17 protein-coding genes and 3 pseudogenes are annotated in these 21,301 nt (G+C 59.5%); 9 read left to right on the top strand and 11 right to left on the bottom strand.

Features of this window, described 5'->3' with window-relative positions; genetic code table 11:
* Nucleotides 1-34: 34 nt before the first annotated feature.
* From P5W98_RS03700 to P5W98_RS03685, 4 genes are all read right to left on the bottom strand, one after another.
* The gene (locus tag P5W98_RS03700) at nucleotides 35-1,453 is read right to left on the bottom strand and encodes an ATP-binding protein (protein ID WP_434718327.1); all 1,419 of its coding nucleotides are present in this window, start codon (nucleotides 1,451-1,453) and stop codon (nucleotides 35-37) included.
* 106 nt (nucleotides 1,454-1,559) lie between these two features.
* A complete protein-coding gene (locus P5W98_RS03695) occupies nucleotides 1,560-2,108 on the bottom strand; it encodes an A24 family peptidase (protein ID WP_434718326.1) in 549 nt (182 codons plus the stop codon).
* 89 nt (nucleotides 2,109-2,197) lie between these two features.
* Nucleotides 2,198-2,386, bottom strand: coding sequence for a Flp family type IVb pilin (locus P5W98_RS03690; RefSeq protein WP_434718325.1), 189 nt, complete (start codon nucleotides 2,384-2,386; stop codon nucleotides 2,198-2,200).
* 112 nt (nucleotides 2,387-2,498) lie between these two features.
* Nucleotides 2,499-2,684 (bottom strand): Flp family type IVb pilin, encoded by a 186-nt coding sequence (locus P5W98_RS03685; protein ID WP_434718324.1) that lies wholly within the window; start codon nucleotides 2,682-2,684, stop codon nucleotides 2,499-2,501.
* 2,370 nt (nucleotides 2,685-5,054) lie between these two features.
* Between P5W98_RS03685 and P5W98_RS03680 the strand changes: the two genes are divergently transcribed.
* Nucleotides 5,055-5,786: a Crp/Fnr family transcriptional regulator gene (locus P5W98_RS03680; protein WP_434718323.1), complete on the top strand. Its 732-nt coding sequence runs from the start codon at nucleotides 5,055-5,057 to the stop codon at nucleotides 5,784-5,786.
* A 170-nt stretch (nucleotides 5,787-5,956) separates the two neighbouring features.
* Here the strand turns inward: P5W98_RS03680 and P5W98_RS03675 are convergent.
* Both P5W98_RS03675 and P5W98_RS03670 read right to left on the bottom strand, forming a co-directional pair.
* Nucleotides 5,957-6,064, bottom strand: a pseudogene (locus tag P5W98_RS03675) (IS3 family transposase); the annotation flags it as partial.
* 42 nt (nucleotides 6,065-6,106) lie between these two features.
* A protein-coding gene (locus tag P5W98_RS03670) for an IS3 family transposase (RefSeq protein WP_434718322.1) occupies nucleotides 6,107-7,680 on the bottom strand; the annotation gives its coding sequence in 2 pieces (ribosomal slippage) (nucleotides 6,107-7,212 and nucleotides 7,212-7,680; 1,575 coding nt in all).
* Between the two features lie 205 nt (nucleotides 7,681-7,885).
* Between P5W98_RS03670 and P5W98_RS03665 the strand changes: the two genes are divergently transcribed.
* A protein-coding gene (locus P5W98_RS03665) for an IS3 family transposase (protein ID WP_434718502.1) occupies nucleotides 7,886-9,084 on the top strand; the annotation gives its coding sequence in 2 pieces (ribosomal slippage) (nucleotides 7,886-8,201 and nucleotides 8,201-9,084; 1,200 coding nt in all).
* Here the strand turns inward: P5W98_RS03665 and P5W98_RS03660 are convergent.
* Both P5W98_RS03660 and ltrA read right to left on the bottom strand, forming a co-directional pair.
* The gene (locus P5W98_RS03660; RefSeq protein WP_434718321.1) at nucleotides 9,073-9,666 is read right to left on the bottom strand and encodes a sterol desaturase family protein; all 594 of its coding nucleotides are present in this window, start codon (nucleotides 9,664-9,666) and stop codon (nucleotides 9,073-9,075) included. The genes P5W98_RS03665 and P5W98_RS03660 overlap by 12 nt on opposite strands.
* Nucleotides 9,667-10,604: 938 nt before the next feature.
* Nucleotides 10,605-12,083 (bottom strand): group II intron reverse transcriptase/maturase, encoded by a 1,479-nt coding sequence (gene ltrA, locus P5W98_RS03655; RefSeq protein ID WP_434718320.1) that lies wholly within the window; start codon nucleotides 12,081-12,083, stop codon nucleotides 10,605-10,607.
* A gap of 303 nt (nucleotides 12,084-12,386) precedes the next feature.
* Here ltrA and P5W98_RS03650 point away from each other — a divergent pair, with 303 nt between their 5' ends.
* Entirely contained in the window at nucleotides 12,387-13,448 is a 1,062-nt protein-coding gene (locus P5W98_RS03650; protein WP_434718319.1) for an IS110 family transposase, read from the top strand.
* A 437-nt stretch (nucleotides 13,449-13,885) separates the two neighbouring features.
* On the opposite strand, the pseudogene P5W98_RS03645 reads toward P5W98_RS03650, so the two are convergent.
* A pseudogene (locus P5W98_RS03645) lies at nucleotides 13,886-14,179 on the bottom strand (transposase); the annotation flags it as partial.
* Nucleotides 14,180-14,261: 82 nt separating this feature from the next.
* Here P5W98_RS03645 and tnpA (P5W98_RS03640) point away from each other — a divergent pair.
* From tnpA (P5W98_RS03640) to tnpC (P5W98_RS03615), 6 genes are all read left to right on the top strand, one after another.
* Nucleotides 14,262-14,726 (top strand): IS66-like element accessory protein TnpA, encoded by a 465-nt coding sequence (gene tnpA / locus P5W98_RS03640; protein ID WP_434718318.1) that lies wholly within the window; start codon nucleotides 14,262-14,264, stop codon nucleotides 14,724-14,726.
* 162 nt (nucleotides 14,727-14,888) lie between these two features.
* Complete coding sequence (gene tnpA, locus P5W98_RS03635; RefSeq protein ID WP_434718317.1) at nucleotides 14,889-15,275, top strand: IS66-like element accessory protein TnpA; 387 nt, start codon at nucleotides 14,889-14,891, stop codon at nucleotides 15,273-15,275.
* Nucleotides 15,272-15,607 (top strand): IS66 family insertion sequence element accessory protein TnpB, encoded by a 336-nt coding sequence (gene tnpB, locus P5W98_RS03630; RefSeq protein ID WP_434718316.1) that lies wholly within the window; start codon nucleotides 15,272-15,274, stop codon nucleotides 15,605-15,607. Before tnpA (P5W98_RS03635) ends, tnpB (P5W98_RS03630) begins: the two co-directional genes overlap by 4 nt.
* 63 nt (nucleotides 15,608-15,670) lie before the next feature.
* Nucleotides 15,671-17,203 carry an IS66 family transposase gene (gene tnpC / locus P5W98_RS03625; protein ID WP_434718315.1) on the top strand — a complete coding sequence of 511 codons (1,533 nt, stop codon included), beginning with the start codon at nucleotides 15,671-15,673 and terminating at the stop codon, nucleotides 17,201-17,203.
* 45 nt (nucleotides 17,204-17,248) lie between these two features.
* Complete coding sequence (gene tnpB, locus P5W98_RS03620) at nucleotides 17,249-17,512, top strand: IS66 family insertion sequence element accessory protein TnpB (RefSeq protein WP_434718314.1); 264 nt, start codon at nucleotides 17,249-17,251, stop codon at nucleotides 17,510-17,512.
* An 84-nt stretch (nucleotides 17,513-17,596) separates the two neighbouring features.
* A complete protein-coding gene (gene tnpC, locus P5W98_RS03615) occupies nucleotides 17,597-19,228 on the top strand; it encodes an IS66 family transposase (RefSeq protein WP_434718313.1) in 1,632 nt (543 codons plus the stop codon).
* On the opposite strand, the pseudogene P5W98_RS03610 reads toward tnpC (P5W98_RS03615), so the two are convergent.
* Nucleotides 19,154-21,064, bottom strand: a pseudogene (locus P5W98_RS03610) (recombinase family protein); the annotation flags it as partial. The gene tnpC (P5W98_RS03615) and the pseudogene P5W98_RS03610 sit on opposite strands and share 75 nt — an antisense overlap.
* Nucleotides 21,051-21,254: a hypothetical protein gene (locus P5W98_RS03605; RefSeq protein WP_213309052.1), complete on the bottom strand. Its 204-nt coding sequence runs from the start codon at nucleotides 21,252-21,254 to the stop codon at nucleotides 21,051-21,053. The gene P5W98_RS03605 and the pseudogene P5W98_RS03610, both read right to left, overlap by 14 nt.
* Nucleotides 21,255-21,301: the final 47 nt, after the last annotated feature.

The raw sequence follows: 21,301 nt of genomic DNA, 5'->3' as shown, positions 1-21,301 counted from the left end.
CGTGAACCACGTCCTGCCCTCGGTCATCGGCCGGCTAACCGGCCGCGAATTTTTTTGCTGCCCACTCCGCGCCTCCCTGTTGCTGAGGCGGCGGGTTCTCATGCTCGCCGACCACTGCGAAGTAGCTATTCCAGGCGCGCAGCAGGCTTACCCTGTCCGCAACGGCCGGCTTCTCCAGATAGCGGGCATTGGCCAGCACGATGCGCAACAGATCTCCCGGATAGCACGCCAGCAGCGGCCGGCCGGACGACATGTGCAAGTGATGAGCGAGGTACTCGAACGCGCCGTCATCGCTTGCCACGTTCAGTTCCGCACAGCGCTGCTCATAGACCGCGCGATACTCGACAAGCTCGAGCGGCCCGATGTACAGCTTGCAGCCGAGGCGCCGGAAAAAGGCTTCGTCGCCCAGATCCCCCGGCGCAAAGTTGCTGGAAAACGTAACCATGACGTCGAAGGGCAATGAAAAGCGCGAGCCCGTATGCAGGGTCAGCATGTCTCGGCCGCGATCGAACGGCACGATCCAGCGATTGAGCAGATCAGCCGGCGCCACGCGTTGACGCCCGAGGTCGTCGACGATGTAGAGGCCACCGTTGGCCTTGACGTGCGGCGGTGCCTGGTAAAAGCCGCTCGATTTGTCGTAGCCCAGCTCGAGCATCTCGAGCGTGAGCTCCCCGCCGGACATCACCATGGGCCGGCGGCAGACTTGCCAGCGCGCGTCGAGCGGCGCGCCCCGCGCGTCCTCTGTGGGCGCGCGCTCGCAAACGCGGTGAATAAGCGGATCGAAGATCTGAATGATTTCGTTCTCGACGGCAATCGCATACGGCACGGCAATCTGCCCCGGCAGCAGCCGTCCCAGTCTTTCGGCCAGCGATGTCTTGCCGCCTCCCGGCGGCCCGAAGAAGATCAGGGGCTTGCCGCTGTTGATCGCGCCGCCAATGTCGTCGAGCAGCGCATCCTTAACCGTCAGGCCCCCGAATGCCGCACGCATGCCGGCACGCGTGACATGCGCGCCGCGCACCGATTGACGCTGCAGCACGGCGTCATATGCGGCCAGCGACACGGGCGCAGGCCCAACGTAGCGGCAATGGCTCACGAATTCGGCCGCACGCTTGCGCCCGCCATCGGTGAGCTGAACCTCGACATCGATGTCGCTTGCTCCACGTCGCACGATTTCGAGCACACGTTCGCGTACAGCGAATGCCACTACGCTGTCGAGGACGCTCGCGCCGAGCTTCAGACGCTGAACCAGTTGCGACAAGGAAACCTTGCCGACCATGAATGCAGTTTTCGCGACCAGTTCCAGCAGGAAGTTTTGATCGAGGCCCACCTCGGCGACGGTGCGAGGCGCTCTTGCCACCAAACCCGTTTCGACGTGGTCGGCGTTCGCGCGGGTGCGATTGACATCGTAGAGGCGATTGCCGTCCGCCGACGCTGATTTCAAGTTGTCGTTCACGTTATTCCCCCGGTTTCTCGCGCCGCAGATGCGGCTTGCTACGTTTGTTTCTATTTACTTTCTAGCTTGGTATCGAATACTGCAGTACTGATTGATCGAATAAAACTTAGAACGCAATTTGCCAGGCATTCAGCATCATCACACCCAAAGTGCCCAAAGCAATGGCCACACCGTAAGGCAACGAACCCACCGAAGCGGCTCTTGCGCTTTTACCTACGTTGACATCCCCCCCGGACGGCCCTACACTCGACAACACTATTTCGAGAACATTTTCACCGGCCGATTTCAAAGTGCCCCGCATAACGATAGCCGCCAGTGCCCATACGCCGCCGATCACACAGGTAAACACTGCAATCTGTAGCGCTACGCCAGGTTCGACGAACGCACCCACGGCGGCCATCAATTTCACATCGCCAGCCCCCATCCCGCGCAGCAAATAAAGCGGGAAGAACAGACCTCCTCCCGTCAACATGCCGAGCACCCAACGGCTACTGCCACCGCTTGCGCCATGCAGGTGCCCCTGAACTGCAATCGCAAGCGCAAGCGCGCTCAGGATTAACCAGTTCGGGATGCGTCGTGTACGCAAGTCTGTACCTGCGGCAATTGCGACCAGTGCTAGCAGGCACAAGCCAACCGGAAATTCGAATGTGTTCATGGATTTCCCCGATTTTCCTTTCCGCCACAGCCAAGCGATGAGATGCGCCAGGAGGAGACTGTAGTCAGCCTCATCTAGAGTGTTTTCAATTAAGGAAACACAATGTTTTTGAATGCGTTAACGACGACGTTTAAAAGATCGACGACTGCGCCACCAACCGTCGTCACCGTAGTAACAATGCCCAAGACAACCAACGCAGCGAGCAGTCCGTACTCGATCGCGGTGGTGCCGTCTTCCTTACATAACAGCTCACGAATCAAACAGAGCATTTCCTGCATGGCCCCCCCCCACCGCGATTTCTGGTTATTCGTTTACCATGTCAATTGAGCCGCAGTAGAGCGAGGAGCAGCTCCCCATCAGGAAGCCGTTCCTCGCGGACAGTTGCTCGAATCAAGGCGTTGCGGCTTTCAGCTGAGCGCTGATGTAGTCAAACGTGGCGCTGATCTGCTGGCCGAGAGCCGTGGCGGCGACGATGATGCCAACGGCGACCAAAGCAGCGAGCAGCGCATATTCAATTGCGGTCACGCCATCTTCTTCGCGGGCAAAGGCACGGATCAGGTCGAGAGTCTTTTGCATTTTGAAGCTCCTTGGAGATGAAGTTTTAAACTCAAGTAGTCAAACATGCCCGCTGCGGGACCGAGCATCGGTTAAAGGGCTGCACGCTGTATAGCCCGGATTAGCCTGGCTAAGAGGTTAGGCTTGAGTCGAATCGCCCTCTGTGCGATGCGCCGCTTACCACCCCCTATGCCACCACTGCGGGAACGTCGATAACCGCCGAGGCCGTGATCGCTGCTCCCTGCCTTCAGCATCGACTGCCGTAACCGACATGTCAGAGGCTGAAGTTTTCGGCATCGAGGATTGATTCCCCCGTCAGCAATCCTGCGACGCCGGAAACCGTGACGCTTTGCTCTGGTACTTCGCAAGCAACGCGTCACCGTTGCGGACCCTACTTAGCGAGGAGCGTGCCAACTAGCCGGAAAGGCTTGATTGAATTGAATTGTTTGGCGAAGTAAAAGATCTGGGAGGGCGAACGGCTCAAGAAATGTTTCATCTTTGAACACGACCCTCAGAAATCGCCAGGATCGTTATAGAGGGCGGGCGGCGCTGGTCGGGGAAAGAAGTCTCCCCGCCGGTTCCCAGCAGATCTTTCCTTCAGACACCCGAAGTGACTCGCCCGAACCGGCCGCCCGATCCCAGAAGCCTTTTGGCCGCGTAAAGGTTTGGTGGGGAGATCGCGCGTATATCGACCTCATCCTTGCACCGAACAAGCGGATCGGTCGACCCGTAGGAGGAAACACGCATGGCACGCACACTCCGCACACACCATGCCAGTCATTCCTCAAAAATACATTTCGTTACACCTTTGATACAACGGTTACACCGAGCGTGGCGGCGCAAGTGCGCGAAGACGGTCTTGGACTATGACGCAACCATTACGCTTGGCGCGCATGGGAGGAGTCGTTTCTTTCAGTCTGCGAAAGCGTATAGCCAGGCTGGATTGCCCGATCTGCCGGGCGTTTTGGCACGGCAAACGTTTGCAACCGCAGTCGCTTGGGTGTAAGCGAAATGGGTAGCCTGTGAAAGGGAGTGGGTTGGACTGCCAGGAGAAACACGTAGAAAGCGCACGAGGTGCGCTGGACAAGACCCGTTTCGACGCTCAATTCACACTTTGTTACATGATTGATACACGGGTTACAAATCTACCCTTTAGTCGTGTGTGAACCCCTCTGCGAGCCTGATTTCTCGCCATACTAGCACTGTGCGGCCCCGAACATAAAACCCAACGTCACTCACACATTTCGGATCCGCGTACGTTACAGTCCAGCGCCACCAGTTGCTACACAGCCAAGGCACGCTTCGGATAACCGAATTAAATCGCCTGGTTACCGGTTGCTGTCACAGCCAAACTGGCTTCAATCCCGCGAGTTCCGATGAACACGGAAATTTTCGTCCGCCAAACGATGGCGGTCTCCGGAGTAGAAACGTACTTGTCGTTGTGACGAGCTTGGGCTCAACGAATGCGGTATGAGCGCGACGAAGCGGCGGCGCCTTCACGCTGCGTTTGCAAACGCAGTATCTTAACCTGCTGAGCTGGGGGAGATTCGGGGGGGATTGCGAGGAGCCTGCTGCACTTCGTGACGACCTGCGGGGCGTTGCAGCAGATAAAGCGGACCATGTTTGCGCGGGGGACGTGATGCGGACTCACTCGCACAGGGCATATGCTCGTTGCGCACGCTTTGTCTTGGCCATGGCACGCAATAAAGGCGTTTGTCCAAGATTAAATACCGATCAACGCGACTTTTTACTCGTCGACGACCGCGGGGGGCAGGCTGCGACGTCAACCTCTGCGCACGCCCGTGACGCGCCTGCGTGATAGTTGCGCGAACAACGACGTAAGGCCCTTTGCGCAAGGAGTCGTAACGCGCATGTTTCAGGACAGAACGATTCTGTGCAGTGCGCCCGCAGCGCGCACGCAGTGCGACGCAGATGAATCAAATTCGAACGGTTCCACGCACGTCCCGGCTATGCGGCCTGGGCTCCGGATGAGCGTGTTTCAGCATGGCGTCATTTTCGCCCCCGCGCCGAAACGAAGAATAATCAAGTCGAATCAATGATTTGCAAGTTAATCAAGTTCAGCCGGCGGCAGTGTTCAGGTGACACGTCGTACATATCTGAAACAAAAACGCGGGGGTACGTCGGCGAGTTCGGGGCGTGACGCTCTCGAAAGCTCGCGCGCTCGCGGTTTCCAGCGCACTGGCACATACCGTGCTTGGCGTGATACGCCATACAGCGTGACGCATACAACCGATATCGCGAACGCAGTCGGGCCTACGGGGTCGGCAAGACGAGCCAGCAGTCGCTATGGGAGCGACCAACAACAAGCGGTTCGGCGGCCGGAATGACAAAACAGGAGGCGGGAAAAGCCGCTTCGCACGGGGACCAATCATGCTAGCCCTTCAATCGGATCTGCACGGCAACCACTTGCTCGGTGCATTGCCATCACACGAATGGCACGCACTCGCAACGCACCTCGAACTCGTCCATCTACGTACCGAGCAATTGCTTTGCGATTCCGGCCAGCGCATTCACCACGTGTATTTTCCGACCACGGCAATCATCTCCATACTCTCGACGATGCAAGACGGCAGCTCGATAGAAATCGCTGCGATCGGGCGCGAAGGCATGACCGGCGTGCCCGTGCTGACGGGCGGCGAAGCCATGCCCAATCGCGTGCAGGTCCAATGCACGGGCTTTGCGTATCGCATGAGTGCACAAGATCTCAGAGAACACTTCGCGCGTTCGGACTTCCTGCGCCGCCTCATGCTGCTCTATATGCATGTACTGCTCACGCAAGTGGCACAAACCGCGGCCTGTAACCGCCATCATTCGCTCAACCAGCAACTCTGCCGCTGGCTGCTGATCGAAGTGGACCGTGTGGCCTCGAACGACCTGACGGTCACGCAGCAGCTCATCGCCGACATGCTTGGCGTGCGCCGCGAAGGCGTCACCGAAGCGGCCGGCAAGCTGCACGACGATGGTCTCATCCACCACAGCCGCGGCCGCATCCGCGTGCTCGACCGCAAGGGTCTCGAAGCCCGGGCCTGCGAGTGCTACGGTCTCGTGCGCCGCGAGTTCGAACGCCTCCTGCCACTCCTTCACGAAGAAAAGGTGGAGTGAAGCGCTGCGCACGAAAGCGACGTCGGTGCGACGAGCGATGAGCCGTCCAACCGCAATTACTCGGCACGCCCGTCATTGGCGCGTGCGACGTGCATGGTCTGGCCGCTGCGGGCGCCGTGTTTGCCGTGTGGTACGTCTGAGGTCGGTCGGAACGCGTGGACGCCAACGGGTTAAGCAGCGACCTGATTCAGGTAGTATCGCTGCGTGAATGCTACAGGTGACAGGTAGTCAAGTCGAGCTTGCGTGCGCTGCCGGTTATAGAAGATCTCGATGTATTCGCCGGAAATTTTCAAGCTAGTTGTCGCCTCAACGATTAAATTTCAGGCGGCCTTCTTCTCCTGGTGACGATTTAGGGCGACGCCCTGGTTGTCGCTTCGATCCGGGTTCAGGTGCACAGCATGTACCCGCTGCCAGTTGCGCGTTGGGCCTTTCCATCGCAGTGGATTGCGCTGCCGTGCAGTCTCATAAAGCGCCGCCCGTCGATCCAGAATGTCCTGGTCGAGGTTGGCGTGGCGCTGCGCTGGCGTCACGAACCGGATCGCGCTGTGACGATGTTCGTGGTTATACCAGCGCACCAGCGCGCCCACCCAGGTGCGCGCGGCGAGCAGGGTATCGAACGCCTTGAGCGGATAAGCCGGCCGGTACTTCAGGGTCTTGAACAGCGACTCGGAACACGGGTTGTCGTTGCTCACGCCCGGGCGACTCAACGACGGCATGACGCCCAGCGCCTGAAGGGTGGCGAGCATCGTCGCGCCTTTCATCGGGCCACCATTATCCGAATGCAGAATCACCTGGCCGGACTGTATCGCTTCGCGCGCGCAGAGGTCCCTGAGGACTTCGCTGGCCTGCACGCTGCTTTCCTCCGCATAGACCTGCCAGCCGACAATTTTTCGGCTGAATACGTCCATAAACAGGTACAGATAAAAATACTGTCCACGGATCGTCGTCGGCAAATACGTGATGTCCCAGGAATACAGCTGGTTCGGCGCGTCGGCGCAAACCGAACGGGGTTTGCTGCGTGCGTGGGCTGGCCGTTCGCTGCGCCGGTGCGCGAGTTGCTTCTCGGCTTTCAGTACCCGGTAGAACGTCGATTCCGAGGCAATATAGCGTTGCTGGTCTGCCAGTCGCGGCACGATCTGGCTTGGCGGCAGATGACCAAATTCGGCCGAGTTCGCGACCGCCAGAAGCTCGGCGCGTTCCTCGGCAGTTAGCTTGTGGCGCGGCTCGTGGTGCCGTAGCGAGCGCCCGTCCACCGCGCCAGGTTCGCCGCGCTGCCAGCGCTGAACTGTGCGCGCGCTGAGCCCCAGAATCCTGCACGCGTGTGCCTGCCGAACCCCGGCCAGGGTCGCCTCGTTGATGAGACCGATCAATGCCTTGCGCTCTTCAGGGGCCGTCATTCGGCCTCGTCCCCGAGGAGCGCACGGTACTTTTTTTGCAGCACCAGCAGCGCCGCAGCTTCGGCCAGCGCCTGCTCCTTGCGCTTGAGCTCACGCTGCAGTTGCACATTCGCCTGCTTCAGATCCCGGACTTCCTGGGCGCTCTCACGTCGGCCACCGGCTGCACCACCGGCGCAAAAATCCGCTCGCCACTGCGCGAGATGATGCGCAAACAGGCCGCGCTCCCGACACCAGCCGTTCAATGCTTCGTCCACCAGGCCGTGGCTCTCCTGCAGGGCCATCAGGCGCTCTTCAAGCGACCAGTCTTCCGGACGTCTTGCGTGTCCAGAATTCGAGCTCCGGTTCGCGGCGGCGGTGCCTCTCATCCAATTCCTCAATGTCAGTACGTTCACGTTCAATTCGTCGGCGACGGCTCCAACCGTTCGGTTCCCGCGCTGCAGAACTTTCGAGCGCGCCTGCTCCTTGAACTCAACAGAATACGTTTGTTTCGTCTTCAACTTGTACCTCTGACTCTTCTTGATAAGAAAGTTCAGAGGCGACAACTACTATGCCGCCGGGGGGTATTCTCCCGTATCAAGACCAGTCGGCGGATACTCATCCTTCTTCGGTGGAGCGGCCCCACGTATCTGAGGACACGAGGACTCTCTTAAAATAAGGGATAGTCTTGTGCCTATCAGTAAGCCTAGTCATTACGTGGAAAGTATCGAAATTCTGACCGAGCCGGAGCGCCGTCGTCGGCGCACGGCGCAGGAAAAAATCGCCATCGTGCAGGAAACACTGGAGCCGGGGGCTTCGGTGTCGGCCGTGGCACGCCGGCACGGCGTCAACGCCAACCAGGTGTTCGGCTGGCGCAGGCAATACCAGGAAGGCAGTCTGGCGGCGGTGAAGGCAGGTGAATCTGTTGTGCCCGCATCTGAGCTGGCCGCCGCCATCAAGGAAATCAAGGAACTGCAACGGCTACTCGGGAAGAAGACGCTGGAAGTCGAAATCCTGAAAGAAGCCGTGGATTGGGGCCGGTCAAAAAACCTGATTGCGCGCTCGCCCTTGCTGCCAGGGGACGACCGATGAAGACGGTCTGCGAAGTTCTCGGCGTGGCGCGCTCTACCGTGGTGGTGAAGCGGGCTCGTTCGTCTGACTGGCGCGATGGCCGCCGTGCCCGCCCGACTGACGATACCGGGTTGGTCGAGGAAATTCGGGGGCACGTAGCGCACCTGCCGACCTACGGCTATCGGCGTATCTGGGCGCTGCTGCGCCGTAGTCGAGAGCAGACTGGCGCACCGTGCGTCAACGCCAAGCGCGTGTATCGGGTTATGCGTGAGCACCAGTTGCTGCTGCGCCGCCCCGGCGTGCGGCGAGACAAGCGGCGCCATGACGGTCGCGTTGCTGTGGACCGCAGCAACACCCGCTGGTGTTCCGATGGCTTTGAGTTCCGGTGCGACGACGGCACGCCGCTGCGCGTAACGTTCGCGCTGGACTGCTGCGACCGGGAGGCGATTAGTTGGGCGGCGACGACCGGCGGACATAGCGGTGATGTGGTGCGCGATGTAATGCTGGCAGCCGTCGAGCAGCGCTTCGGCACCACGCAGGCCGCGCAGCCCATTGAATGGCTGTCGGACAACGGCTCGGCCTACATCGACCACCGCACACGCAGCTTCGCTCGAGAACTGGGCCTTGAGCCGCTGACCACGCCGGTGCGTTCGCCCCAGAGCAATGGCATGGCCGAATCGTTCGTGAAGACCATGAAGCACAATTACGTCGCCTATATGGACAAGCCTGACGCACCAACGGCGCTCTCGCGTCTGGCTATTGCGTTTGAACACTACAATGAGCGCCACCCGCATAAAGCTCTGAAATACCGCTCGCCTCGCGAGTTCAGGCGTGCTGCGGTGTCATCGACCTAACGGTGTCCGCGTGTCCTGTGTTACGGGGGCAACTCCATTCGGCCTATGGAAAGTATGAAAAATCACGTCGAAGATCGGAAACAGGCCACAAAAGTTGCGGTTCCAATGTTCGCGCAGGGAAGAATGGTGGATTCTATGATATTGCGGGGAATTAATAACCATCCACCATCTACCGAATCCCACCCGCAAATTCATGTGCGCAAAAAAATTAAATAAATTTAATAATACATACAATCCCATTATCGATGAATTAGCCTTAAAAATAATTCCGCCAACCATGTAAATGATCATTGACTTAATTGCAAATTCAACGCAGTGATGACGATGTGTTGTGGATACGTTCATCGCACTATCGCTATGGTGAAGTGAGTGCATAGCCCACATGATAGGGATACGATGCTGCGCACGGTGGAAAAGATATTCAAAAAAATCCATTGTAAATGCATATAGCAGGAAGGCGGGAAATAGCATCCATCCTGAAGGTGGCAAGACTAACCATCCGCCGCCCGCGGCATTGACCGTAACGACGGTAACGATTGGCACGACGGCCAGAGTGATCGCCTGCGTCAAGGCATTGAGCAACGCACATCGCAGATTTAATCCAATCGAATTTAATAGATTAACATCAAGTTAATTTGCCCACCCCTCTATTAATCGCCCAATTATAACAATAAATAGATATGCCACGTACGAATTAATAGTTAATATAATTACATCATGAATCATGACTGCCCCCCCGGAATTGCTTATTTTTCTGACATCGAATCTACAGTGCCCCGATTTGTTCAAATATGACGTTACGGTAATTTTTTGGTGCCGAGTGTGCGCTTGGACGCATAGCGCGCGAACATGCGGTCCCTTCGCGTATAGAAAGGGCGCCGGCGCACGTGAGTGGTCTGCAGCGGAAGAGGTGACCTGCGCCTAGAACTAGGGGTAAAGGCATACCTATTCGGTATCAAGGGCGATCGACACAAGCAGCAGCAGTACGGACGACCAGATGAACAGATCTCCAAACAGATTGGACGTACCGAATCCAGCACCTGCCATCACGCTCGACAGCCAGAAAGTGAATGCACTCATCATGAGCACAGCATGATGAGGGTTACATTGCCTCGCTTTGCTTCTGCTGTCGCTTTCTTCGCGTCGCTGTGCATCATCGCGTGAACAAAAATTGTCATCAATTTCCGCATTACGCGGCGGGGACGTGAAATGTTTGCATGTCCGCGCGGGGCGTGTCCGTGCGCGAGCACATACAGCGTCGCACCTAACATGGCTTTCACGATGTTCCCCGTTGGACGGTAATCAACAAGTCAAGATTCGGTCGGGGTCGGCCCGCTGCATCAGGTCGACTGCATTAACCTGGACGGAATTACCGAGCTGGGCATGCCGGTGACAAGGTCGTGCCGCACAGGCTCCGGTGGCTCCGACCTTGTGGATTACTCATAGGATCGCGGTAGGGATGTCCATTGCTGAACACCCCCCGCACAGATCCCGGCGTGCCCAATTCGGGCACCGGGCTCCTACCTTGGGTGTTTGACGGCAAAGCGGCGGTCGGGCCATGGGTGAAGAATTCGAGGTTGTGGAAGCCAGGCGTCGGCAATACGTTTCATTCGGGCCCACGTCATTCCATCCTTCTGGCTGCGACGCCGCAACGCGCGCCGCCATAGAGCGGTGACATGGTGACGAAACGCAGCCAGTGCCCGCGAGTTCGTAGGTACCGCGTGGTATGCGAAATAGCCACGAACCACCTGCTTGAGCCATTGCCCTTGTGCAGGGATCGATTCATGCATGCGCCGCCGTAACTCCTCCTTGATTTGACTGAGCTTCGCCCGCATGCGATCGCTGCGAGTCTTCCGCAGAAGCAGGAAGGCTCCACGAGACGATCGTCCGCAGATAAAGATGAAGCCCAGAAAGGCGAAGGTCTCCGGTCGGTCAAGGCCCCGACTCTGGCGGTTGGCCGCTGCATAGCGGCCGAACTCCAGCAACCTCGTCTTGTCCGGGTGTAGCGCAAGCGAGAACTCTTCCAGCCTCTCTCGCATCGCCGCCTGGAAACGCCGCGCGTCGTCTTCATGTTGGAAGCCGACCACGATGTCATCGGCAAAGCGCACAATGACAACGTTGCCTCTAGCTTCCTTGTGTCGCCAACGGTTGGCCCACAGGTCGAAAGCGTAGTGGAGGTACACATTCGCGAACAGCGGCGAGGCCACTGAACCCTGAGGTGTACCCGTTTCACTGACGCTCCATTGACCGTCTTCCAGAACGCCCGCCTTGAGCCACTTGCGCACAAGACGGATGATGCGCTGGTCGCCGATCCGATGCTCCAGAAAGCGGACTAGCCATTCCTGACTCAGTCCGTCAAAGAAGCTCCGGATATCCGCGTCCAGAATCCAGTTCACCGGGGTGCGTGTGATGGCCGTTGCCAGCGCGTCCATCGCATCATGCTGACTGCGCCCGGGCCGGAACCCATACGAGAAACCGAGAAAGTCTTCCTCGTATATCGCGTTCAGCACTTCCACCACCGCACGCTGGACGATCTTGTCTTCCAGCGCGGCGATCCCCAACGGGCGCTGTTTGCCGTCCGGCTTCGGTATGTACTGTCGCCTAACAGGCAGTGCCCGATACGCTCCGCACTGTACCTGCGAGAACAGGCGCTGGAGATTCTCTTCCAATCCTGCCTCGTAGTACCGCCACGTCAGGCCATCCACTCCGGGAGCCGCATTGCGTTTGAGCGCAAAGAACGCCATCCGCAGTCGGTCGACTGTGACGTGATGCAGAAGCGCGGTGAACCGCTCCTTCTTCCGCTGCCTTGCAGCTTGCCGTACACGTTCCAGCCTCTGTGGCACGCTTGCCCGGTTCTGCGCCCGGTGCGTGTGTGACTGACCCGTGTTCCCCTTGGTCCCCGCCCTTCGCTCCACCCACTCCGCAGCCGGTTTCCCAGCGTTGTTCGCAGGCTTCGTCGCTACTACGGCGGAGTCTGACTTCTCCCGTCCGTTCGTCATCGGCTTCGGCTCCTCGCCTTCCCGATGCGGACCCGTCCGTGCTGCGACTGGCCAAACGGGAGATCTCCCGGTTCCCGCGCAAGAAGCGTCCGTACGTGCCAGGGTCTCCGACCACGCCGGGTCGTCAGGGCACTCGCGTTGGCGCGCCCCGACGTGTTGCCTTCCGCGTTCTGAACCGCGTCGGCACCCGGGATTTCTATACTATCGCGGCTCAATGAATTAGTAAGGCCCTCCCTCTCAGCACCCGCACCTTTTGGGTGCCATCATTGCTCGTGCTACACAACCTTCCGGGCGGAGGCAGTCATGGAACAGATTATGCGTGTCGGTGTGGATCTGGCGAAGAACGTCATGCAAATTCATGCCGTTGACCGCTCAGAGCACGTTGTGATCCGCAAGGCCGTTCGCCGTGAGCACTTCCTGAGCTGGTTCGCTAATCTGCAGCCGTGCCTCGTCGCCATGGAAGCGTGCAGTGCCGCCCATTACTGGGCCCGAAAACTGCACGCACTTGGACATCAGGTACGCCTTATTCCCCCGCAATTTGTCGCGCCTTATCGAAAAGGCGGCGCTCAGACGAAGAATGATGCTCAGGACGCCGAAGCTATCTGCGAAGCCGCCGGTCGCCCTAACATGCGTTTCGTTCCAGTAAAGTCACCAGCCCAGCAGAACGTGCTGGTGCTTCACCGTATGCGCACCGGATTCGTCGAGGAGCGTACCGCACTCGTGAACCGGTTGCGAGGGCTGCTGGGCGAGTTCGGCGTCTTCCTGCCCCAAGGCATCCACCGGTTGCGCAAACAACTCGTCGAACACATTGAGGACGGCAGCAACGAACTCAACGGTCCAGCCCGTCAAGCTCTGATGCGCGGCTGGACCCAATGGCAGGCACTAGATGAAGAGATTACGTGGCTGGACCGGCAGATCAGCGACCACGCGAACCACGATCCGCAGGCACAGCGCTGCATGGAAGTATGCGGCGTGGGGCAGCTGACGGCATCGGCCACCGTCGCGACCGTGGTGGACGCACAGCAGTTCAGAAACGGCAGGCAGATGGCCGCGTGGCTCGGCATCGTGCCCAAGCAAAACAGCAGCGGCGGCAAGCAGCGGCTCGGCCGCATCACCAGACAGGGGAATGACTATCTGCGCACGCTTCTGTTCCAGGGCGCGCGCTCCGCGGTCCTCACCGCGCCCCGGCGCAACGACCGGCTCTCCCGCTGGATCGTTCAGCTGAAGGCGCGCGTGGGCTACTCCCGCACCCTCGTTGCCGTCGCTAACAAGCATGCTCGCATCCTGTGGGCGGTGCTCGCCAAGGGCGAACATTTCGATCCATCGCATGCGCCCGCCCGCCATGGCGGGGCGGCGGGCGCGTAAGGCTTGAACCCGAATGCACCATTTCCACACTGAATTGACTTCATGGTTGAGGACGTAACACGCAAGGATAGCGACAGGTCAGACCGGCAGCAGGCGAACTCGAAGGCCAGCAAGGCGATGCGCTCAGCGCAAATTCCGCTCAATGAATGGAGTCCCGCTGCGCGGTTACTATCCGGGCCCGGGCGCAACGACTTCAGCGCGCCCAGTAAGGCCGTTTATAGGCATGCAGTCTGTCTCGCCGCCGTTCCTGCCACGCAAGTCCCAATCTATGACAAAGGCGCTTACTCGATCACTGCTAAACCGATCTTGCTAAATCGGGGAGGTCCTTATAGGCTGGCCCGCACGCTCCCCTGCCGACGCTTCGCCGGCATCCTCGCGGAGGCCTGCGCACGGCTCGGGGTCGATGTGGGTCGCTACTCCTTCATCGTAGTGGACTTTCACCACCTACTCCTTGCCGGTCTCCCGGCGCACTCAGAAATATAGGCGACAGACGGATGCCTGAAAAACGAACGAACAAGCTCAGGGTTTTGCTTAACCTGTGCAAGTTGCTCATGAATTTTCGGACCGAGTTTTTCGCCTTTACGCAAAGGATTTCGCGCCACGCCTGTTCGCTTCACGTGGCTCCACACCAGCTCATCTGGATTGAGGTCCGGCGCATAGCCGGGAAGAAAATGCAGGGTGAGCTTTCCGTCAGTACTGGCAACGTAATCTTTTACGACGGCCTTTTTGTGGTAAGCGCTCATTGCCGACGCACTTTCGTCGCGATGAATGCCAGGGCAAGCTGGTGTCCACTTCAACGAATAGGTGGACACCATGCCAGAGGACAGCAAACTGAAGGAGCGCCTGGTAGCAGGGTTTGAGCGCGAGGGCCGGCGTCGGCGTTTCGATCCTCAAGCCAAGGATGAACTCGTACAGGCGTGCCTGCGACCGGGCGTTTCCGTTGCCCGTATTGCGCTCGAGCACGGGCTGAACGCAAATCTGCTGCGCAAGTGGATTACCAAGTACGAGCAGCAGCATGGGCTCGGCGACGTAGCCCGGGAGCGGGTTGTCGAGACTTCGCCCGCCTTCGTTCCCGTGGTTGCGCTCAGTCGGGCTCATGCGGTGGCCTGCGAGCCGCGCGAGATATCGGTGCCCGTGCAGGCCGCCCAGGGTTCACGGCTGGTTGCCGAACTGCCCAACGGCGTTGTCTTGCGGCTGGAGTGTACCAATCATGATGCGGCGCTGGTGACAGCGATGGTGGAATCACTGGGGAGTCACCATGTTCCGCTTCGACGCTGACGTAAAAGTTTACGTCCATCGCGACGCCGTTGATTTCCGCAAGGGCATTGCCGGCTTGTCGACGATGGTGGAACGTAAGCCCCCGGCAATCTCACCTTGAACCGATAGGTCGAGGAAGCGACGATCGTGTCCACCTAATTTTTAAGTGGACACGTGTACGCTATGAACGAGAGTGAAGCGATCCGGGAAGTAGTGCAGCCGACGCGGCGGCGGCGGCATAGCAAGGAGTTCAAGGAGAAGGTGATCTGTGCGGCGATGCAGCCAAATGTGTCGATCGCCGCGGTGGCGCTGCATTACCAGCTGAATGCGAACCTGTTGCGGCGTTGGGTCGCCGCCCGGGAAGAGCAAGATGTCGCGCGCGAGGCGCGCCAGTCGATGAGTGCACCGCCGGCGGAGTTCATCCCGTTGCAACTGGAAGCGCCGGGCGTGGCTCCCACTTCGACTGAGATTCAGATCGAGGTGCGCCGCGGGGCGGCGGTCGTGACGGTACGCTGGCCGCTTTGCGCGGCAGCGGATTGCGCCGCCTGGCTGCAAGGGTGGCTGCGATGATCCGCATCGATGCGATCTGGCTGGCAACGGAGCCCATTGATATGCGCGCCGGCGTTGATACGATCCTGGCGCGTGTCGTAAAGGTCTTCGGCGCGGCGCGCCCGCACCACGCGTACCTGTTTGCCAACAAGCATTCGACGCGTATGAAGGTGCTTGTGTACGACGGTTTTGGCATCTGGCTGGCCGCGCGTCGCCTGAACAAGGGGCGGTTTATCTGGACCAATGGTGCTCAGGCGATCGCCACGGCGCTCAATCCTGAGCAGTTGCAAGCGCTCGTAACGGGACTGCCCTGGCAGACCCTTGCGCACGATCACGCGATCACGCTCGTGTAATACCCCCGCAGAAGTAAACTGGCTTGCTTGCAGCGGCGGGTCGGGTTCTGGCAGACTGGCCGGATGAACCTGCCCGCCAACCTCGACGTCCTGAGCCCCGATGAACTGCGCACGCTGGCTGCGCAATTGATGGCCCAGGCTGGTGAGAACGAGCGGGAACTGCGCTACCGTCAGACGCGCATCGACCAGCTCACACACGAGATTGCCATGCTCAGGCGCCTGCATTTCGGCAAGCGCAGCGAGCAACTCAACCCCGAGCAGATGAGCCTGCTCAATGAGGCGATCGACGCTGATCTGGCCGCACTCGAAACCGAGCTTGAGCAGCTACAGTCGAATACGGCCCCGGGCAAACAACGTCAGAAACCAAAGCGCACGCCGTTGCCGCCGCACCTGCCGCGCACCGACATCCGCCACGAACCCGACAACATTAACTGCTCCTGCGGTTGCCAGCGCGTGCGCATCGGCGAAGACATCAGCGAGAAGCTGGACTATACGCCGGGCGTGTTCTCGGTCGAGCGCCACATCCGAGGCAAGTGGGCCTGCAAGGCGTGCGAGACGCTGGTACAGGCACCCGTTGCGCCGCATGTGATCGACAAGGGCATTCCCACCGCCGGCTTGCTCGCACAGGTGCTGGTTGCCAAATATGGCGATCACTTGCCGCTATACCGTCAGGAACGCATCTTCGAGCGCGCCGGCCTGGCGATCCCGCAATCAACGCTTGGCGAGTGGGTCGGGGTTTGCGGCGTACGGTTGCAGCCGCTGGTCGACGCGCTGCGCGAAGTGCTTCTCCAGCAAGGTGTGCTGCACGCCGACGAAACGCCGGTGCAAATGCTGACTCCCGGGAAAGGAAAGACGCAGCGCGCGTACGTATGGGCGTATGCCACCACGCAGTTCGCGGACGTGCGCGCCGTCGTCTATGAGTTCGCCGATAGCCGCGCGGGTGAACATGCTCGCACGTTCCTCGGTGACTGGCGCGGCAAGCTGGTATGTGACGACCACAAAGGCTACAAAGCCGGATTCGAGCTGGGCATAACGGAAATTGGATGTGTTGCTCATGCGCGCCGAAAGTTCTTTGAGCTGCACGCCAGCAACAAAAGTCAAATCGCCGAACAGGCGTTGAAATACTTCGGCGAACTTTACGCGGTTGAGCGCGATGTTGCAGAACTCAAGCCCGATCGTAGGCGTGAAGTGCGCCAGGAGCGCGCCCGGCCAATCGCCGATGCGCTACATGAGTGGATGGCTGCTCAGCGCAAGCTGGTCTCCGAGGGATCGGCAATTGCCAGGGCAGTCGACTATAGCCTCAGGCGATGGGTGGCGCTCACGCGTTATCTGGACGATGGGCACGTGCCTGTCGATAACAACTGGCTCGAGAACCAAATTCGTCCCTGGGCCCTGGGCCGCTCGAACTGGCTGTTCGCAGGTTCGTTGCGCGCCGGCAAACGCGCCGCTGCGATCATGAGCTTGATTCGATCCGCGCAGCTCAATGGCCACGATCCGTACGTCTATCTGAAAGACGTCCTCAATCGCTTGCCCACCCATCGAGCCGACGACATCGCCGCACTTCTGCCGCATCGCTGGGCGCCTGCCGCAGCTTGATTGACGGCAATTTAGGCTGAGGGGTGTCTTTGCCGGGCGCTTACGGTGGAACACGCGCTGGGACTGGATCCATTCGCGCGAGCGGTTTACGTGTTTCGGAACCGACGGACCGATCGCCTGAAACTGCTGCTGTGGGAGCGCAACGGATTCTGGTTAATGCTGCGCCGCCTGGAAGCTGACAGGTTCGCGTGGCCACGTGGGGGCGAAACGGTGCTTGAGCTGAACACCGAGCAGTTGCACTGGTTGCTTGAAGGCATCGATCTGCAGGCAATGCGCAGGCATCCCGTGCGACGCTATGAGCACGTGTGATGGTGTTGCAGTCATGCGACACAGGCGCGGGTGTTACGAAATGACGTAAACCCACTGGAGCCGGCAATTCGCTATGGTTGCGTCATGACCCGCGAACGCCTCTCGATTACCGTCGAAGAATTCAATGCGCTCATCGCCGCGCGCGATGAGCTTGACGCGTTGCGCGCCGAACGCGACGAACTGCGCGGCGAGTTGCGGGTGGCGAAGGTCGAGCGCGATCTCGCAAAAGAGCAGCTGCAGGTCATGTTGCGCAGGTTGTTCGGTGCGAAGAGCGAGAAGCGCGATCCCCGGCAAGAAGATCTGTTCCTGAACGAAGCCGAGATGCTGGCGTCGACAGCAGCGACGCTGCCGGTGCTGGAAGACGGTCCGGATACCGAAGTGGCGGCGCACAAACGCAAGAAGCGTGGTCGTAAGCCGCTGGATCCGGCGTTGCCGCGCGTCGTGGTTCGCTACGAGATCCCGGAGGCCGAGCGGTTCTGTGCGCAGGATGGCACCGAACTGGTTGAGATCGGCCTCGAGGTCAGCGAGCAGCTCGACATCATCCCGCAAAAGATCCAGGTGATCCGTCACGAGCGGGTCAAGTATGCGTGCCGGAAATGCGATCATGGCTTGAAGGTCGCGCCGGCACCGCTTCGCATTATTCCCCGAGGGCTGTTCACTGAAGCGGCACTGGCATGGATCGTCCTGTCGAAGTTCATGGACGGGCTGCCGCTATACCGGATCGCGGCGCTGCTGCGCCGCTTTGGTGGTGACATCTCGCGCAATACGTTGGCAGCCTCTGTGATCCGGGTGGGCCAGGCGAGCCAGCCGGTTATCAATCTGATGCGCGACGTACTGCTCGACAGTGGAGTTACACAGGGCGACGAAACGAATGTCCAGGTGCTCAAGGAGCCGGGTCGCGCGGCGCAGTCGAAAAGCGCGGTCTGGGTGCAGATGAACGCACTGGGGCCACCCGTGCGGCTGTACAGCTACGCGCCGGGTCATCATATCGAGCATGGCGACGAGCTATGGGCGGGCATGCGCGAGGGTGCAGCGCTGATGAGCGACGGCGGCGCCGTGTATGATGTCATCGCAAAAAAGAACGGACTGGTCCACCTTGGTTGTTGGACGCACGCACGCCGTTACTTTGTGGAGTCCGAAGAAGTCATTCCCAAGGAAGCCCGAGGGATGCACCAACCGGCTACGCAGTTCCTTCATCTGATCGGCAAGCTGTATGCTGCTGAGGAGCGTGCGCGCAAGGCACCGCAGCGCTGCATGCGGTTTCGCCAGCGTTACAGCCGCGTGGTTCTGGGCGAAATCAAGAAGTTACTGGACCAGCACCTACAGACGACGCTGCCAGGCGGCAAGCTGGGCCAGGCGTTGGGCTATCTCGGCAATCAGTGGCCCAAGCTATGCCGTTATGTTGAAAACGCAACATGGCCAATCTGTAACAACGCCTGTGAAAATTCAATTCGCCCGTTTGTGATGGGGCGTTCATTGTGCACCTCCTTCCGAAACCTCGATAAACATTGGGATTTGTCCTTCGACATCGTTGCGACACGGGCGATGTTTGCGTGCCAGCGCCGTCGTAACAGCTTCGCTTCGCAGATCGCTTTCCCTGATCTGCCATGGGGCGTCAGGCATCACCTGCTCGGCGGGCAGGATGCGCTCCTTGATCAGGCGGCGGATTGTGTGACTGGTTACGCCAAGGCGTTTCGCAGCCTCGAACATTGTTAGCCACTCTCCGTCCTTCTGCGCCGATTTGTAGGCGTGAATGTCTCTCACCTGTCGCATGGCCCTGACGCGATTCGCCGTCCAGGTCATGCCCTGTCCAGTGCGTAAGCCCATCCGGTTTAACGACGCAGCGATATCCTGATCTGACCACCGGCCCGCCATGCTGCGCATCACGGCGAGTGCTTCATCGGACGTGTTGCGCCCATGTTCACCGGTCTTCGGCTTGCGGATACGGAGCTCGGAATGCTGACCGCCTTGCCAGTGGATCGTGAGGGTAATCTCCCCTGCGGTTTCGTCGACATCGGCAACGATATCGACAATCAATGCGCGAACGAGTTGCTGGCGCACGCGCATGGTGACACCCGGAGCATTCCAGGCGGCAAGCAGATCCTCTGCGAGCTTCGTAAAATCGGGAACCGGCGCGTTTGCCTCGGGTGAAATCACCGCCTCCAGACGAGCCTGGCAAGCCTGCACGCGGCGCAATGCCGCCTCCCAGTTCTTCTCCAGCTGGCCGGCGATGAGGCGGTTGTCGGGATCACAAGCGGCATAGCGCCGTTCGGCCAGCGTGGCGTCGTACTGGGCCTGCTGCAACTCAAGCTCTACAATCCGTCGCTGCTCGATCAGGGTATCGATGTGCATTTGCTCAGCCTGCTGGGCGGCTTCAATCGCCAATGGCTCCACGACGCGCAGAAGTTCCTTGCCAATGGCAGCATCGATACGGGAGCCGCCAAAACTCATGCATTTCGATCGCGTGTCAAAACGGTGGCATCGATAGACTGCTCGCGGCACTCGTCCAGTATAAGCCACCGACAGCCGGCGTCCACAGCGCGCACAGGCAAGCAGGCCGGAGAGCAACGCGCGTCCTCCACGGCTCGATTTTACGTCACCCGCCTTGCCATATGTGTTGGCAGCGAGCTGCTTCTGGTTTCGTTCGAACTCCACCCAATCGATGTAGCCTTCGTGATGCTCCCGAAGCATGACCTCCCAGTCCTCATATGGCTTGCGATGCTTGTAGCTCTTGCGCGCACGGCCGTCCACGATTTCCATGCGCTTTCCGCTCTTGCCGTACACGTAGGCTCCGGCATAGAACGGATTCTTGAGCACCGATATCACGTTACGATAGCGTATCGGAGTCCAGTCGAAGTGCGTCAGCGTGCGGCCATCCGAAGGTCGCGGGAAGTGAACCTGCTCGCTCTTCAGTGATAAAAAAACCTGTCGTGCACTGCCCAGTTGCTGAAAGCGCGAGAAGATCAGGCGTATGACTTCCTGCAGCCGAACATTGGGATCGAAACCCAGACCGATGTCGCGATGCCAGATATAGCCAATGGGCACGCTGATACGCAATTCACCCCGGTGTGCCTTCTCCCTCTTGGCATCGAGCATGCGCGTACGCAGCACATTGAGTTCAAATTCACTAATGCTGCCCTTCATGCCCAGGAGCAAGCGGTCGTTAGCCCGGCAAGGATCGTACACGCCATCGAGATCGATGACCCTTGCTTGAACGAGCCCGCAAAGTTCGAGCAGGTGATGCCAGTCGCGACCATTACGCGCAAGACGTGATGCATCCAGGCACAGCACCGCACCGACTTCGCCAGCGCACAATAATGCGACCAGACGATCGAAACCGGGCCTCGCAACCGTGCCGCTCGCTGAGCGCCCCAGATCGTCATCAATGACTTCAACATCGCGAAATCCACGGCGCTTTGCTTCCTGCACGAGTTCATACTGGCGCCGCTGGCTCTCGAGGTTCAACTGAACCTGTGCCTGACTTGACTGCCGGACATAAACCACCGCCTTGCGCTTGAGAAGATCTGCTGGCAACCGATCACCGTTCGTCATCGTCACGCTCCTTCTCGGTCGCGACGCCGGCGGCGTGCATCAACAGGTTCGCGAGATGCCTGGTCGTGATTGCGCGTTGCGCCGCGCTTATCCCCTGAAGCTCGATGGTGTCGAATGCCATGCTCATCTGGCGCAGCATCGGCCGCGACGATTGCGGTTCTGCTGGATCGACGTTTGGCTGCTTGCCCATTGCGTTTCTCCCTGACGATGGTGGAATCGTCTGGGCAGTTTGCTCGC

This window comes from Paraburkholderia sp. A1BS-2L (assembly GCF_051125205.1).
GTDB lineage: Bacteria > Pseudomonadota > Gammaproteobacteria > Burkholderiales > Burkholderiaceae > Paraburkholderia.
This window is presented reverse-complemented; position numbering and strand designations above follow the sequence as displayed.

Bases quoted from the DNA above. Each gene is read 5' to 3' on its own strand.
- P5W98_RS03695 (WP_434718326.1), bottom strand. From the start codon at position 2,108: ATGAACACATTCGAATTTCCGGTTGGCTTGTGCCTGCTAGCACTGGTC.
- P5W98_RS03690 (WP_434718325.1), bottom strand. From the start codon at position 2,386: ATGCAGGAAATGCTCTGTTTGATTCGTGAGCTGTTATGTAAGGAAGAC.
- P5W98_RS03685 (WP_434718324.1), bottom strand. From the start codon at position 2,684: ATGCAAAAGACTCTCGACCTGATCCGTGCCTTTGCCCGCGAAGAAGAT.
- P5W98_RS03680 (WP_434718323.1), top strand. From the start codon at position 5,055: ATGCTAGCCCTTCAATCGGATCTGCACGGCAACCACTTGCTCGGTGCA.
- ltrA (WP_434718320.1), bottom strand. From the start codon at position 12,083: ATGACGAACGGACGGGAGAAGTCAGACTCCGCCGTAGTAGCGACGAAG.
- P5W98_RS03650 (WP_434718319.1), top strand. From the start codon at position 12,387: ATGGAACAGATTATGCGTGTCGGTGTGGATCTGGCGAAGAACGTCATG.
- tnpA (WP_434718318.1), top strand. From the start codon at position 14,262: ATGCCAGAGGACAGCAAACTGAAGGAGCGCCTGGTAGCAGGGTTTGAG.
- tnpA (WP_434718317.1), top strand. From the start codon at position 14,889: ATGAACGAGAGTGAAGCGATCCGGGAAGTAGTGCAGCCGACGCGGCGG.
- tnpB (WP_434718316.1), top strand. From the start codon at position 15,272: ATGATCCGCATCGATGCGATCTGGCTGGCAACGGAGCCCATTGATATG.
- tnpC (WP_434718315.1), top strand. From the start codon at position 15,671: ATGAACCTGCCCGCCAACCTCGACGTCCTGAGCCCCGATGAACTGCGC.
- tnpC (WP_434718313.1), top strand. From the start codon at position 17,597: ATGACCCGCGAACGCCTCTCGATTACCGTCGAAGAATTCAATGCGCTC.
- P5W98_RS03605 (WP_213309052.1), bottom strand. From the start codon at position 21,254: ATGGGCAAGCAGCCAAACGTCGATCCAGCAGAACCGCAATCGTCGCGG.